This is a genomic window from Pirellulales bacterium, from assembly GCA_019636335.1.
In the GTDB taxonomy this organism is placed as follows: Bacteria; Planctomycetota; Planctomycetia; order Pirellulales; family JAEUIK01; genus JAHBXR01.
On record JAHBXR010000001.1, the window covers coordinates 164826 to 178669 of the forward strand.

The window sequence follows — 13844 nt, forward strand, 5'->3', positions numbered from 1 at the left end:
CGCGAGCGAGGTTCGCGCGAGCAGCAGCCTGGTCTCAGGGAGCTTCGGCGCCGCTGGCCATGTTGACTTCGACGGCCGGCTCGATGGCTTCGGCCTCGCTACCGGCGGCCTGGGCGTCGAGGATTTCGACTTCGCGGCCATCCGTCAGGCGGTGTTGGCCCCGCACTACCACCGTGCGAAACTCCGCGGGAAGCTCGCGCACGATCAGTTCGCTACCCTGTTCGAGCGCGCCGAGCAAAGGATAACGCACCGCCTTGTTCTGCGCGTCGATCGCGAACAAGAACAGCTCGCCTTCGCGGAAGACACCTGCCGTCAACGGTAGGCGATACGCCTCGACCTCGTCGACGACGATGTTCGCCCGGGCAATCAGGCCCGGCTTGAGTTGATTTTCGGTGTTGTCGACGACGATCTCGACTTCGAACAATCCGGTCTGCTGATCGGAGGCCTCGGCCACCTCGTGGACAACGCCATCGACCGCCGGGCGAGGACGGCCGTAGAGGTCGCGGGCCAGCAATTCGAGGTGTACCCGCTGCCCGAGGCGCAGTTCCTGGATGCGCGATTCCGGAATGCCGACGACGAGGAGCAGCTTGTCGGTTTCGAGCACTTCGAACACGGCCTGATGAGGATTCACCGATTCGCCCACGCTGAGCGTGCGCCGCGAGATGACGCCGGGCACGGGGGTGATGAGCAGGCGGTCTTCGAGGGCTTTTTCGGCAGTGGTCGTTTCGGCCTCGGCCTCGGCCAGTCGCGTGATCAAGTCGGTGTATTCGGCATCGGTCACGGCGCCGGGGACCCGTTCTTTGGTGCGTTCGACCCGCGCGAGATCGGCCTGCGCCTTTTCGAGCAGAGCCTTGGCACGCTTGAGCCGTGCGGACTCGGTGCGCGCATCGAGTTCGGCGATGATCTGCCCCGCGTCGACGCGATCGCCGACGTCGAGTGGCTTGCCCGCGGCATTGGTGCCGAGCGACGTGACGCGCCCTCCCACCTCGAACGCCAGTGGATGCCGCTCGAAGGGACGCAGCATGCCGGCGAAGCGGACGACGATCTCGACCAACTCCGGTTCGACTTGTTGGACGGCCACCGGGGTCTTGGGAATGACGATCTCGCGCGCCTTCTCGGCCTCGTGAGATCCGCCCCAGCTCCACGAGCCGTTGCCGATACCGATGGTGAACATCAAGATCAGCGATGCGACCGTCACGATCGAGACGCCGATGTAATCGCTTATTTTGAACTTCATGCGGGGGGAAACCGTGCCCCGACGTACCGGGGCGGGAGAGAAATTAGCCTACGAATCAAACGATAGATACGAACTCGATCCTGTTCAAGGGCGATTGTTGGAGTTTAAGGGCGGTGTGTGGCGCCAGAGGCGATCATGGTCGATTTCGATCCTCTCACGAGAGCAGTTTGTCCAGTCTGGCGGAGAGCTCCTGCTGGCTAATCCCGCGTACCAGGACTCGTTTCGCCCGCGACGTCGCTCCCCGAACCAACGAAAGCTGATTGGGCCGCAGGCCCAGCGTCTCGGCAAGTCCTTCGATCAAGGCCCGGTTTGCTTGCCCTTTTTCGGCCGCTTCCGCTACTCCGAATTTTAACGCGCCGCCGTGTTCTCCCAGCACGCCACATTTGCGTGCCGCAGGTCTCGCCTGCACGGGTAGCAAAACACCCTCGCTCGACGTCTCCAGGGCGATCATGTTTCGATTCCCTCGAAGAGCGCCGATCCGACACGTACCAGCGTCGCCCCCTCCTCGATAGCCACGCCATAGTCCTGGCTCATGCCCATCGATAGTTCGCCGAGCGAGATCTCGGGCGGACAGTTTCTCGCCAGGCGATCTCGCAACTCTCGCAGGCTGGCGAACTGACGCTGCGCCGTGGCGAGCTTGCCATCGCCACTGGCCATCCCCATCAGGCCGAGCACCCGAAGGTGGGGCAATCGGGCCATCTCGACCAGTCCCTGCTCCACCTCTTCCGGAGCGAATCCGTGCTTGGCCGATTCGTCCGAGATATTCACCTCTATCAATACCCGGGCGGGGGAGGTCTGGTTGCGGGCGTTCTCCTCGATTGCCGCCGCCAGACGGAGGCTGTCGACCGAGTGGATCAGGTACGCGCAGGGGAGGGTGCGGGCCACCTTGTTTCGCTGCAAATGCCCGATCAGGTGCCAGCGAAGGGCCGGGTTGGCAAGCGTATCGTGTTTGTGCCACAGCTCTTGTGGGCGGCTTTCGCCCAGATCGAAGCAGCCCGCCTCGGCGACGGCCCGCGCTGTCTCGACGCCGGCGTACTTGGTCACGCACACCAGGGTAATCGCGTCGGCCGGGCGACCGCTACGTGCGGCCGCATCGGCGATGCTGGCGCGCACGGCGGCAAGATTCTCGGCGATTTGCGCGGCCGTATACGGCATGGTTGGGCAAGGGCAGGGGGAGCGGGGCGCGCCCGACGCACGTCCGATCGCGTCGCGGCACGATTCGATTATAGTTCCCCGCGGCCGGCGGGCGATGCCGCGCTATTCAATCTCGACGATGGCGTCGGTCGTTCCCTCACGCGTGAAGCGCGCCACGAGAAACTCGCTGATCAGGTTCTGGCCCAGCAGGGTGCGATTGGCCGTCGGCCCGAGCGAGCGATAGATCATGAACTGATCCTTGCCCACCTGCACGCGGAATCCGGCCGCGACGCTGGGGGGGAGCGTTTCGCGGCGCTCGGCGACGGTCAGACGCCGCCAGGTGCAGGGTTTGCTGCTGCGCCGCGCGTCGAGATCGATGAAGAGCGGAGCATACAATCGACCATCGGTGGCCGAGTGTGACAGTCGCAGCGCATCGTCGTCTCGCTCGAGCGTGCCGGGGCTGGGTTCGCTGCGCCATTCGGAGAGGGCCAGCGGCAAGACGAGCAGATCGTTCTCGCAGCCCGAGATGTACACCTCGCGCGAGTCTTCCGCGGTGCGGAGTTCGGCCCCTTCCAGCAGGGGCAAGCGGCCTTCGTACGAGACGTTTCGCTCGGCGGCGCCAAGGACGACATCGGCCAGCAAGAGAAACTTATGGCGCCGCGCCAGCACCAATTGGCGTTGCACGGTGATGTCGTTTTCGAATTCGCCTTCAAGCTCGAGGTACGAGACCTCCTCGTCGGCCAGCCAGCAGACCGATTGCCAGTCTCCCTGCATCCGCAGGGGGCGACCTTCGAGCGCGACCTGGCAGCCCCACGTGCCGGACCAGAACCGATCGCCACCGCGCACCAGTTCGGTCTGCACGACTTCATCACCGAAGGCCACGCTGAGCAGTTCGCTGCGGCGCGACCACGACGTGCGAAGCAGCGCCACGCCCGCCTCCTCGGCATGCAGGCTGGCGTCGCGCAGCTTGCGGGCGCGGGCTCCTCCCACCTTCGCGCGGGGCGCCAGGGCCTCGCGTGCCGCGGCGCGATCTCGTTCGTCGCCGGCCAGTCGCAGCGCCACGGGGAGTACATCGCGACGCCAGGTGGCTACCTCGGCCGGAGCGAACATCCAGCTTCCGTCGCGGCGCGTCAGACGCAGCAGATTGCGGACGACTTTGGCATAGCGCTTGCGCGAGACCTCGGGCCACACTTCATCGTCGAATGCTCGGCCCGATAGGATGAAGGATCGCGTCCAGCAACCGACCAGTGGAACCAGGTCGTCGAGTTGGCAGCAATGGACCATGCCGGCTTCGTCGAGCAGTTCTTCGAGCCCGGCGGCCAGCGTGCGCTCTCCACGTTCCGCCAGGTCGCGGCAGGTGCGCAACTCGGGAAAGCGATAGGCCATGGCGAGGGGCAACTCGCCGGCCAAAAGCTGATGCACGAGGGGTGACTCGGCCGGCGACATGCCGTCGGCCTCGTGCGTGGCGCGGACCAGGTGGTCGAGCGCACGCCACCAGACGTCGGCCGGGGTCTCGCTGGCCAGGGGGGGCAACACCTGGCACCAGGCGAGCGCTTCGAGCGCCGCGCTGGCGTCGCGCGTCAGGTTAGGGCGATCGTCGACCCAGCTTCGCAAGGCGTCGACCACGCTTGCGCGTGGACGTTTGCCCCGCATCACGATGCGATCCAATTGCACGAGCAGGCTGGCGGTGTCGGCGCCACGGCGCCCCGTGGAATGCGACCACCACAGGGGCGAGCGCTTGCCATCGAGTGCGGCTGGCCAGACCGGCAGCTTGCGTCGCTCTTCGAGATGCTGCACCCAACTCTTCCAAGCCGCGTGCCGATCCCAGGCGCCGTCGGCGTCCGAACTGCTCGTCGAGGTGCGTTCTTCAAAGAACTCTGCGAGCCATTGTTCCGCGCTGCTCGTAGAACGCTCGGCCGCACGGGGAGATTCAATCGTCGTCATGCCGACCCCCGAGAGTTGCAATCGGTTTCCGTGTCGTCTCATTCGCACGCCTGCGCGTTGAATTCGACAATTTCGGCAGAGAACGCCCCGTAGGGGGCGTTTGCCCGCGTATTCCCGAGTTGGACGCATTTCCGTGAACCCGATATCTTAGAATTCAACGTCACCTAGTAAAGTGCCTGCCGCCGCTGGCCCGCCCGAACGAACACGATTCTGGAAAAAAGCCATGTCTCACTTGCCGCGAATCCTGGCCTGCCTGCTGGTGGCGATCCTGCTGGTGGCGGTCGTCGAGAAGCCCCTTTTGGCGGCGGAGCCCGCCACCGAAGGAAAGGCTGCCGAGGCCCCCCTTGCCGATCCGCTCGAATCGCCGAGCCTCAAGCGGCTGGCTCCAGACGATGAAGCCTGGATCGACCCGGCCAACAAACGCGTCGTGCTGGGGGGAACCATCTGCCTGCGACAGGGGCCGCTCGAGATGTTCGCCTGCGTGGCGGGCACGAAAGAGCACGAATCGATCGTGGCGATCAAGTCGAAGGCCTACGCGATCCATGCGGCCCTGTTGGCGCTGGGGGCCGAGGCCGGCGCTCCCGTCGAATTCCGACCCAAGTATCGCCCGGCGCGCGGCACGGAAATCGACGTCTGGGTTTACTGGCACGACGAGAAGAACCAGTTGCGCCGCGTTCGCGCCCAGGACTGGATTCGCAACATGCGCACGGGCAAGAACCTCGACGCGAACTGGGTCTTCGGCGGGAGCGGCTTCTGGCAGGATGAGATGACCGGTCAGAAGTATTACCTGGCCGACGACGGCGACCTGATTTGCGTGTCGAACTTTCCCAGTGCGATGCTCGACCTGCCCATCGAAAGCAGCCAGGCGAACGACGCGCTGCTGTTCGAGGCGAATACGGATCTGATTCCGCCACTCGAGGCGAAGGTGACCGTCGTGCTCGAGCCGAAAATGAAGAAGCTCTCTTCAAAGCTCAAGCCCGTGGCGCCGGGCAAGGCAAAATAGGGCCCCCATCGGCCCCACGAACTCCCTTGCAACCTGTCTAATCGAGTTCGCGGGCATCGACGCGGCAGTGGTCGAGCATTTCGGTCGGGCTCATGACGTAGCTCGTGTAGAAAGGTCCGAACTCGGCATAGCGTGCGCTCGCCTCGTCGAAGCGCATCGTGTAGACGATCTCTTTCAGGAACTCAGGATTGCGGGCCCAGAGCGTGACGCCCCATTCCCAGTCGTCGAGTCCGAGCGCCACGGTGATGAGCTGCGTCACGCGGCCGCCGAACTTCATGCCGCTGCGTCCGTGCTCGGCCATGAGGCGGTTTCGCTCCTCGAAGGGGAGCAGGAACCAGTTTTCGCCCACTTTCCGCTTCTTGTTCATGGGATAGAAGCAGGTGTTCGGCCAAGGGGGCAACTCGGGCGTGAGTCGTTGCGTGCGCATCATCACCTCGCGGCTTTCATACGCCTTGAGCTTGGCTTGATACGCCGGGCCGTTCGGGTCTTCTCCCTCTTCGACCAGCCGTTTGCCGTACTGCTCGACCGAAGGGACGTACTCGGAAACCTCGGTGAGCGAGACGAACGAATAGGTCGGTTCGAGCACCACGCCGAAGATGCCCGACATGAGCCGCTGGTGGACGGCGTCGATCTTGAGCGGATCGGGATCGAGCAGCATGAGCCCGAAGTCGGCCTTGTGTCCCGAGACGACCGACGTTTGCAGGCGAGCGGTCGCCTGTGGCCCCTGCGGGTCGAGCGTAGCGGCCAACTGCACGCGTCCGGCCGTAATGTCGTTCGGCGTCAAGCGGGCCAGGGCCTGACGATCGAACCGGTAGTACAGATGGCTGCAATGCCAGCCCTCGGAGGGGACGCGGGAGACTTCCGAAGAACCGGTCGTGGGTCGAGACGCCTCGCTCATAGAATGGCACTACTCGCAGGGGGAGAAAGGGAACTGAATGGTGGGTTTGCGCCCCGGATCATAACAGACCCAGGGCCACACTTCTGCCCCCGCATTTGGCAGCTTGCTTCGCGCCGGGCGGCGCGCTAGCTTATCGTTTTGGTGGCTCTTGTCCGCGCGTGGGTCCAGGGCAAGGCGATGCCTTGCGGCGCCGGCGGAGCATTGGCGGCAATTCCGATCGTTTTGTCCGTGGGGTGAGCACGATGGCGGCTTCGGCCTTTGGCGCTGGCGCGGATCGCAACTCGGACCACCGAGCCGCTGGCAGTGCGGCCAAGCCGAGCAGTTCGCTCCCCGATCCGCAACTGCTCGAATCGGTGCTGCGCGAAACGCTCTCGAGCGGCGCGTCGGGCCAGCCGCTGGTCCCCGAGGAATGGCAGGCCCTGCGCGACGTGGTGCAGCGCCACCGGGGCGCGCCCTTCTCGCGGAACCCCGTCGTGAGCGATCTGATCGCGGCGCTCTTGCGCGAACGGCTCACCGGTTGGAAGCTGGCCGAGGCGGCGCAGCGCGAGATCACGGGCCTGATCGCCGATACGCTGTACGAAGATGCGGCCTCGCGCGATCGCCTGCGCGCGATGTGGGAAAATCTCGCGCAGATGCCGGGGTCGGAGAATCCGACATGAGCGGCATCGATCCATCGCGCCAGCAGTTGATCTACGAGGGACAAGGACTAGTCCGCTCGCTGGCGTGGTCGATCCATCGCAAATGTCCTGCCCACGTCGAGATCGACGATCTGGTCGGCTACGGCAACTTGGGGCTGGCTGAAGCAGCGCGCGATTTCGACCCGTCGCGCGGCGTGCGCTTTATCACCTTCGCCCATTACCGCATTCGCGGGGCCATCTACGACGGCCTGTCGAAGATGAGCTGGTTCAGCCGCGCCCAATACAATCACCTGCGCTACGAGCAGATGACGAATGATCTGCTCCGGCTGGAGGGGGAGTCGGGCGAAGCGCAGGAGCAGCCCGCCTATCGCATGGAGGAGGAAGTCCGCTGGCTCAAGGAGGTGTCGACGTCGTTGGCCGTGGTTTATCTGGCCACCAAACGCGACGCCGACGGCGAAGATCGTGCGGCCGAACTGGCGGACGAGTCGGCCCCTTCGCCCGACGGCGCGGCCATCGATCGCGAGATGAGCCAGAAGCTGCACGAGCTGATCGACTCGTTGCCCGAGGAAGCCGGCCGGCTGATTCGGGCGGCCTACTTCGAAGGGCTCACGCTGACCGAAGCCGGACAACGCCTGGGGGTCAGCAAGGCCTGGGCCAGCCGCCTGCACGCCAAGACGCTGGAACGCCTGGCACGCTCGCTCCGCATGATCGGTGCGGCGGATTAGACGCGCGGCTCGCCGCCAGTCGGCGCGGGGCTCGCCCCCGGCGCCGTCCGGCAGGGGCGTCAGAACGCACAAAACCGGCCTGGTTTCGCCCCGCCGATGGCCTGGGGAGTTCAGGAATTCTGCTTCGGCAGCCGCCGGGTTCCAATTATATTTTATACTCGCACGGGGTACGTTAGGGCCCGCACGATCGATCGATTCGATACGAGGCGGCCGGCGTCAAGGCAGTACGTCGCCTGGCAAGCCCGACGATCTCGCCCCGCGATGGACGATCTGCCTCTTTCACCCGGCCAAGATGCCGCGCGCGAACGCCATGGCTTCTCCTGACGTGCTCGACTTCGAGTCGCTGCTAGCCCCGATTCCAGGCGACAAGCCGACGGGCGAGGACATTCGCAGCGATTGGTCTCCCACCTCGCTCTATTACGCCATCAAGGATGCGCGTTCGACCGCGCGCGGGGTCGAGCGCATGCTGGAGAAGGATCCCGAGCAAGCCGCGCGCGACTATCCCGGTGGCGCGAACTGGACCGAGGTATTGCGACTCGGACCGCAGATCCTCGCGCAGACGTCGAAGGATCTCGAAGTCGCCGCCTGGCTTACCGAGGCGCTGGTACGCAAGCACGGCTACGCCGGATTGCGCGACGGCCTGCGCCTGGCGCGCGAGTTGGTCGAGCGCTATTGGGATGGGCTCTATCCTCTGCCCGACGAGGAAGAGGGCCTGCGCACGCGCGTGGCGCCGTTCACGGGTCTCAATGGCGATGACGCCGAAGGAACGTTGATCGCGCCGATCAAGAACATTCCGATCACCGAGGCCGGATCGTATGCGGCCTTCTCGACGTGGCAGTACGAGCAGGCCGGATCGCTCGACGCCATCGACGATCCCGATCGTCGCGCGGCGCGCATCGAGCAGGGGGCGGTCACGTTGCAGATGTTCGACCGTGCCGTGGCCGAGACGTCCCCCGAGTTCTTCCGCAACCTGTGGGAGGACATCGATGCCGCCGAGCTCGAGTTCGGCAAGTTAAGCGAGCGTTTCGACGAACTGTGCGGATCGAGCATCTCGCCGCCGAGCTCGAACATTCGCAACGCCATCGCCGCGGCCGGCGAGGTGGTCCGCAACATTACGAAAAGTTTATTTTCGACGGGGGACGCCGGCGGCGAAGAGGTTGGCGCAGCGGAAGCGATGGGCGACGAGGCCCCAGGCGGCAACGCGGCCAACCGCAAGATCATGGCCCGCGACGATGCGTTTCGTACGCTGCTGCAGGTGGCGGACTTCTTTCGCCGCACGGAGCCGCATGCCCCGATCTCGTACCTGTTGGAGCAGGCGGTCCGCTGGGGCAAAATGCCCCTGCCCGAGTTGTTAACCGAGTTGATCCCGGACGAGTCTGCCCGCGATCACTTGTTCCGTCTGGTCGGTATTCGTCCCCCCGAGAACCCGTAGCCGCCGGACCGGCTTCGCGCGGCAGATGAGGAGTCGGCGACGAGAGGGAACTTGCGGGTTGTAGCGGTCGTCGAAGTTGGGTAGCGCGCCGGCGTTGCCGGCGGGCATGTCGTCGTCGGTGGTTCGACGGCGATCCCCCCACCGAGGCGCCCGGGGGGGCTGTTCAGGAGGGTTTTCGTAGGCGGTTTCGTGAAAACATGTTAGGCGGGCGCCGGTCTCTTCGTTAGAATCTCAGTCGCGCCATTGGCGGGAGTCGCTGTACAACCGGGGAGAGTTCAAGTCATGAGTTCCAGCAGTATCCACGACAAGCTCGAGCGGGTCCGCAAGCCGCGTGTGCATATTACCTACCAGGTCGAAACGGAAGGAGCCGTTGTCGAGAAGGAATTGCCATTCGTGGTCGGCGTGATGGGAGATTTCTCGGGCAATCCGACCGAGAAGCTGCCGCCGCTGAAGGATCGCAAGTTCACGATGATCGATCGTGACAATTTCAACGAGGTGATGGCCAAGATGACCCCCGGCGTGAGCATGCGTGTCGAGAACACGCTGGCCGGCGACGGCACGGAGATGGCCGTGGAATTGAAGTTCCGTTCGATGGACGATTTCTCGCCCGCGGCGGTGGTGAGCCAGGTCGAGCCGCTCAAGCGGCTGCTCGAGACGCGCAACAAGCTGCGCGATCTGCTGACGAAGGTCGATCGCTCGACCGATTTGGAAAACGTGTTGGAAGACGTGTTGAAGAACACCACCAAGCTGAAAGAGCTTTCGCAGGAGCTGGGGCTCGGCGAAGGGGGCAGCGCACCTGCGGAAGAGGGAGGTAAGGAATGAGCGCCGGCGAACAAGCAGCATCCAGCGGCAAGGCCGAGGCCACGTCGACGAAAGCCGGCGGGTTGCTCGAGGCCGCCATTGCCGCGACCAAGCAGACCGAACGCAATCGCGCCGAGGAGCTGATCAAGACGCTGACCGAGGAAGCGCTGCGCGGAACGGTCACCTGGAACAAGAACGTCACCCGGACGGTGAACGAAGGCATCCAGGCGATCGACGTCGTCATTTCCAAGCAGTTGGCGGCGATCATGCACTCGCCCGAGTTCACCAAGCTCGAGGGGACGTGGCGCGGGCTGCACTACCTGGTGATGAACACCGAGACGAGCGCCCAGCTCAAGTTGAAGGTCTTCAACTGCTCGAAGCGCGATCTGTTCAAGGATCTCGATCGCGCGGTCGAATTCGATCAGAGCCAGACGTTCAAGAAGCTGTACGAGAACGAATTCGGCCAGCCGGGGGGCGAGCCTTACGGCGCGCTGATCGGCGACTACGAGTTCACGAACCATCCGGAAGATGTCGACACGCTGGCCAAGATGTCGAACGTGGCGGCGGCGGCGTTCTGCCCCTTCATCGCGGCCGCGACGCCAAACCTGTTCGGCATGGACAGCTTCACCGAGCTCGCGAATCCGCGCGACTTGGAAAAGATCTTCATGGATCTGGAATACACGAAGTGGAATTCCTACCGCGATTCGGAGGATTCGCGCTTCGTCTGCCTGACGATGCCCAGGGCGCTTGCCCGGCTGCCGTATGGCGCCGCCACGAAGCCGGTCGAAGAGTTCAACTACGAAGAGGGGGAGCTCGACACCAGGGGTAAGCCCAAGGAGCTCAAGCACGACGAATACTGCTGGATGAACGCCTCGTACGTGATGGGCACGAAGCTGACCGACGCCTTTGCGCAAACCGGTTGGTGTACGGCCATTCGCGGTGCGGAGAACGGCGGTAAGGTCGAGGGGCTGCCCGCGCACGTCTTTACGACGGACGAAGGGGACAAGGACCTCAAGTGCCCGACCGAGATCGCGATCACCGATCGTCGCGAAGCGGAGCTCAGCAAGCTCGGGTTCCTGCCGTTGTGCCACTACAAGAACACGGACTACGCGGTGTTCTTCGGCGCTCAGACGACGCAGAAGCCGAAGAAGTACGATCGCCCGAACGCGACGGCGAACGCGGCCATTTCGGCCCGTCTGCCCTACATGATGGCCACGTCGCGGATCGCGCATTACCTGAAGGTGATCGCGCGCGACAAGATCGGCTCGTTCATGGAGGCCAAGGACTGCCAGGATTGGCTGGAGCGCTGGATCATGAACTACGTCAGCGCCGATCCGAACCCGCCGGCCTCGGTGCGGGCGCGCTATCCGCTGCGCGAGGCCAAGATCGAGGTGAAGGAGATTCCGGGCAAGCCGGGCAGCTACCACGCCGTGGCCCATCTGCGCCCCTGGCTGCAGATGGAGGAGTTGACCGCCTCGCTCCGCATGGTGGCCAATATTCCGCAACTGCAGAAGTAAACGCCGGCAGCGGCAGGGCGTGTCGAGCACGCGCCCTGCCGCGCAGCGTGAGGCCATCGGATGAGCGCCGGTTCGAGCGAAACGCGACGCGACGTGACGTCGTACCGCGAGCCCGCCTCCCCGGCTCGTCCGGCGGCGGGCGCTCCGGCTGCGCCCCCGCGGATCGATCTCTTCGACCTGATCGCCGATCCGCAGCAACAAGAGCAGGCCATCAGCCGGCTCGAAGACTTTGTCGGCGAACGTTCGACCGCCGCGGCGCTGTCGGGCTGGTTTCGCCTGATCGGCATTCCCAGTCACGTCACCACGGTCGACCAGTTGAAGCAGTTGCTCAGCCGCGACGTCGCGCGGATCGACGGCCTGCTCAACGCGCAGGTGAACGCCATCTTGCACACGCCCCGTTTTCAGGCGCTCGAGTCGTCTTGGCGGATGCTGCACTACCTGGTCGAGCAGGCGTCGAATGCCGAGAACGTCAAGATCAAGCTGCTCAATGCCAGTTGGGACGATCTCGCCCGCGACGCGGAACGAGCCGTCGATTTCGACCAGAGCCAGATCTTTCGCAAGGTCTACGGCGATGAGTTCGACTCGCCCGGCGGCGAACCGTACGGCCTGCTGATTGGCGATTACACGGTGCGCCACGTGCCCAGTGCCGACCACCCGGTCGATGATCTGAACGTGCTGAGCACGCTGTCGGGCGTGGCGGCAGCCAGCTTCGCCCCCTTCATCGCGGGGGCCGATCCCGCCTTGTTCGGGCTCGACAGCTTCACGCAGCTCGAATGGCCGATCAATCTGCCGCGCACGTTCGAGCAGCTCGAATACATCAAGTGGCGCCGCTTCCGCGATCAGGAGGACTCTCGTTTCGTGGGGCTCGCGCTGCCGCGGGTGCTGGCTCGGTTGCCTTACGAGGACACGACCAGTCGCGTCGATCAGTTCACGTTTCGCGAGGACACGTCCCGTCCCGACCGTAGCCAGTATCTGTGGGGCAACGCGGCGTATGCCTTTGCCTCGGTCGTGGTGCGTGCCTTTGGCGAAAGTGGCTGGCTGGCCGAGATTCGCGGGGTCGAGCGCGGCGTGGAAGGGGGGGGCCTGGTCACGGGGCTGCCGGTGCAGAGCTTCGATACCGACAAACGTGGCGTGGCGATCAAGTCATCGACCGAGGTGATCGTCACCGATCAGCAGGAGAACGAGTTGGGCGATCTCGGCTTTCTGCCGCTATGCGATTGCTCCGACACGGAGTTCGCCGCGTTCTACGGCTGTCCTTCGACGCAAAAGCCGAAGAAATACGACGAGCAGGCGGCAACCAACAATGCCCGCATCTCGTCAATGTTGCAGTACATGCTCTGCGTGTCGCGCTTCGCGCATTATGTGAAGGTGATCGTCCGCGATAAGATTGGCACCCTGGCCGAAGCGGCCGACGTGCAGAACTTTGTCCATAGCTGGCTGCACAAGTACGTCACGCCCGACTCCGAGGCCACCGCCGAGGTGAAAGCGCAGTACCCGCTGCGCGAGGCCAAGGTCGAAGTGCGCGAACGGCCCGGAAAGCCCGGCGCGTACCAGTCGATCGTCCACCTGCGTCCGCATTTCCAACTCGAAGATTTGACCTCCTCGGTGCGACTCGTGACCGATCTGAGCCAGCCGAAACAGACCTGATGTCGTTGCTCGTCCCTGGCGGTGCGAAAGACTCGCTTCATCCAACTGCGGATCCTGGAAACCCCATGAACGCCAAAGAACTCTACCAGCTCGGCGATCTCACCGCGGCCGTCACGGCGGCGCTCGACGAGGTCAAGAAACATCCGACCGATACGGCGCGGCGCGGGTTCCTCTGCGAACTGCTCGCCTTCACCGGAGACATGGAGCGCGTCGACAAGCAACTCGATGCTCTCGGGCATCAAGATCCTCAGGCCCTGATGGGCGTGGCCCTGTTTCGCCAGCTCGTGCGGGGCGAACTGGCGCGGCAGCAGTTCTATCAGGCAGGGGCCGTCCCCGAATTCCTCGATCTGCCCGGCGATGGATTGAAGCTGCACCTGGAGGCGTCGATCCTGCTTCGCGAGGGGAAAGCGGACGAGGCCGTGGCGCTGCTGGCCAAAGCGGAAGAGGAACGCCCCCATCCTTCCGGTACGTGCAACGGCGAACCGTTCGACGATCTTCGCGACTGCGACGACCTGACCGCCAGCTTCTTCGAGGTGCTCACCAGCACGGGCAAATATTATTGGGTGCCGATCGAGGCGGTGCAGTATCTCGAGTTCCGTCCGCCACAGCGTCCGCGCGACCTGCTCTGGCGGCGGGCGCATATGATCGTGCGCGGCGGGCCCGACGGCGAGGTCTACTTGCCGACAATCTACGCCGGCGCCGCGGCCGAGGCCGACGATCCATTGCGCCTGGGGCGCGCCACCGATTGGCGTGGCGGAGACGGCGCTCCGGTGTCCGGCCGGGGTCTGCGCACGTTTCTCGTCGGGGATCGAGATCGCACGATTCTGGAACTGGAAACGCTCACCATCGGCGACCAATCCTGAGAGCA

13 protein-coding genes are annotated in these 13844 nt (G+C 64.5%); 8 read left to right on the forward strand and 5 right to left on the reverse strand.

Going from position 1 to position 13844, the window contains the following annotated elements:
* Positions 1-34 precede the first annotated feature (34 nt).
* From KF708_00675 to KF708_00690, 4 genes are all read right to left on the reverse strand, one after another.
* The gene (locus KF708_00675) at positions 35-1237 is read right to left on the reverse strand and encodes an efflux RND transporter periplasmic adaptor subunit (protein ID MBX3411199.1); all 1203 of its coding nucleotides are present in this window, start codon (positions 1235-1237) and stop codon (positions 35-37) included.
* Between the two features lie 154 nt (positions 1238-1391).
* Complete coding sequence (locus tag KF708_00680) at positions 1392-1688, reverse strand: DUF167 domain-containing protein (GenBank protein ID MBX3411200.1); 297 nt, start codon at positions 1686-1688, stop codon at positions 1392-1394.
* A complete protein-coding gene (locus KF708_00685) occupies positions 1685-2392 on the reverse strand; it encodes a YggS family pyridoxal phosphate-dependent enzyme (protein ID MBX3411201.1) in 708 nt (235 codons plus the stop codon). The genes KF708_00680 and KF708_00685 overlap by 4 nt, the downstream gene beginning before the upstream one ends.
* A 102-nt stretch (positions 2393-2494) precedes the next feature.
* A complete protein-coding gene (locus KF708_00690; protein MBX3411202.1) occupies positions 2495-4357 on the reverse strand; it encodes a hypothetical protein in 1863 nt (620 codons plus the stop codon).
* 181 nt (positions 4358-4538) lie between these two features.
* On the opposite strand from KF708_00690, the gene KF708_00695 reads away from it, so the two are divergent.
* Entirely contained in the window at positions 4539-5318 is a 780-nt protein-coding gene (locus KF708_00695; protein MBX3411203.1) for a hypothetical protein, read from the forward strand.
* 37 nt (positions 5319-5355) lie between these two features.
* On the opposite strand, the gene KF708_00700 is transcribed toward KF708_00695, so the two are convergent.
* Complete coding sequence (locus tag KF708_00700; protein MBX3411204.1) at positions 5356-6216, reverse strand: heme-dependent peroxidase; 861 nt, start codon at positions 6214-6216, stop codon at positions 5356-5358.
* Positions 6217-6458: 242 nt separating this feature from the next.
* Between KF708_00700 and KF708_00705 the strand changes: the two genes are divergently transcribed.
* From KF708_00705 to KF708_00735, 7 genes are all read left to right on the forward strand, one after another.
* Positions 6459-6875 (forward strand): hypothetical protein, encoded by a 417-nt coding sequence (locus KF708_00705; GenBank protein ID MBX3411205.1) that lies wholly within the window; start codon positions 6459-6461, stop codon positions 6873-6875.
* The gene (locus tag KF708_00710) at positions 6872-7579 is read left to right on the forward strand and encodes a sigma-70 family RNA polymerase sigma factor (GenBank protein MBX3411206.1); all 708 of its coding nucleotides are present in this window, start codon (positions 6872-6874) and stop codon (positions 7577-7579) included. Before KF708_00705 ends, KF708_00710 begins: the two co-directional genes overlap by 4 nt.
* Positions 7580-7889: 310 nt before the next feature.
* Positions 7890-9011 (forward strand): type VI secretion system protein TssA, encoded by a 1122-nt coding sequence (gene tssA / locus KF708_00715; GenBank protein ID MBX3411207.1) that lies wholly within the window; start codon positions 7890-7892, stop codon positions 9009-9011.
* A 282-nt stretch (positions 9012-9293) separates the two neighbouring features.
* Positions 9294-9833 carry a type VI secretion system contractile sheath small subunit gene (gene tssB, locus KF708_00720; GenBank protein MBX3411208.1) on the forward strand — a complete coding sequence of 180 codons (540 nt, stop codon included), beginning with the start codon at positions 9294-9296 and terminating at the stop codon, positions 9831-9833.
* The gene (gene tssC / locus KF708_00725) at positions 9830-11329 is read left to right on the forward strand and encodes a type VI secretion system contractile sheath large subunit (GenBank protein MBX3411209.1); all 1500 of its coding nucleotides are present in this window, start codon (positions 9830-9832) and stop codon (positions 11327-11329) included. The genes tssB and tssC (KF708_00725) overlap by 4 nt, the downstream gene beginning before the upstream one ends.
* Positions 11330-11389: 60 nt before the next feature.
* Complete coding sequence (gene tssC, locus KF708_00730) at positions 11390-12976, forward strand: type VI secretion system contractile sheath large subunit (protein MBX3411210.1); 1587 nt, start codon at positions 11390-11392, stop codon at positions 12974-12976.
* Between the two features lie 65 nt (positions 12977-13041).
* Complete coding sequence (locus tag KF708_00735; GenBank protein MBX3411211.1) at positions 13042-13839, forward strand: hypothetical protein; 798 nt, start codon at positions 13042-13044, stop codon at positions 13837-13839.
* Positions 13840-13844: the final 5 nt, after the last annotated feature.

Coding starts and splice junctions, on each gene's coding strand:
- KF708_00675 (MBX3411199.1), bottom strand. CDS start 1,237: ATGAAGTTCAAAATAAGCGATTACATCGGCGTCTCGATCGTGACGGTC.
- KF708_00680 (MBX3411200.1), bottom strand. CDS start 1,688: ATGATCGCCCTGGAGACGTCGAGCGAGGGTGTTTTGCTACCCGTGCAG.
- KF708_00685 (MBX3411201.1), bottom strand. CDS start 2,392: ATGCCGTATACGGCCGCGCAAATCGCCGAGAATCTTGCCGCCGTGCGC.
- KF708_00690 (MBX3411202.1), bottom strand. CDS start 4,357: ATGAGACGACACGGAAACCGATTGCAACTCTCGGGGGTCGGCATGACG.
- KF708_00695 (MBX3411203.1), top strand. CDS start 4,539: ATGTCTCACTTGCCGCGAATCCTGGCCTGCCTGCTGGTGGCGATCCTG.
- KF708_00700 (MBX3411204.1), bottom strand. CDS start 6,216: ATGAGCGAGGCGTCTCGACCCACGACCGGTTCTTCGGAAGTCTCCCGC.
- KF708_00705 (MBX3411205.1), top strand. CDS start 6,459: ATGGCGGCTTCGGCCTTTGGCGCTGGCGCGGATCGCAACTCGGACCAC.
- KF708_00710 (MBX3411206.1), top strand. CDS start 6,872: ATGAGCGGCATCGATCCATCGCGCCAGCAGTTGATCTACGAGGGACAA.
- tssA (MBX3411207.1), top strand. CDS start 7,890: ATGGCTTCTCCTGACGTGCTCGACTTCGAGTCGCTGCTAGCCCCGATT.
- tssB (MBX3411208.1), top strand. CDS start 9,294: ATGAGTTCCAGCAGTATCCACGACAAGCTCGAGCGGGTCCGCAAGCCG.
- tssC (MBX3411209.1), top strand. CDS start 9,830: ATGAGCGCCGGCGAACAAGCAGCATCCAGCGGCAAGGCCGAGGCCACG.
- tssC (MBX3411210.1), top strand. CDS start 11,390: ATGAGCGCCGGTTCGAGCGAAACGCGACGCGACGTGACGTCGTACCGC.
- KF708_00735 (MBX3411211.1), top strand. CDS start 13,042: ATGAACGCCAAAGAACTCTACCAGCTCGGCGATCTCACCGCGGCCGTC.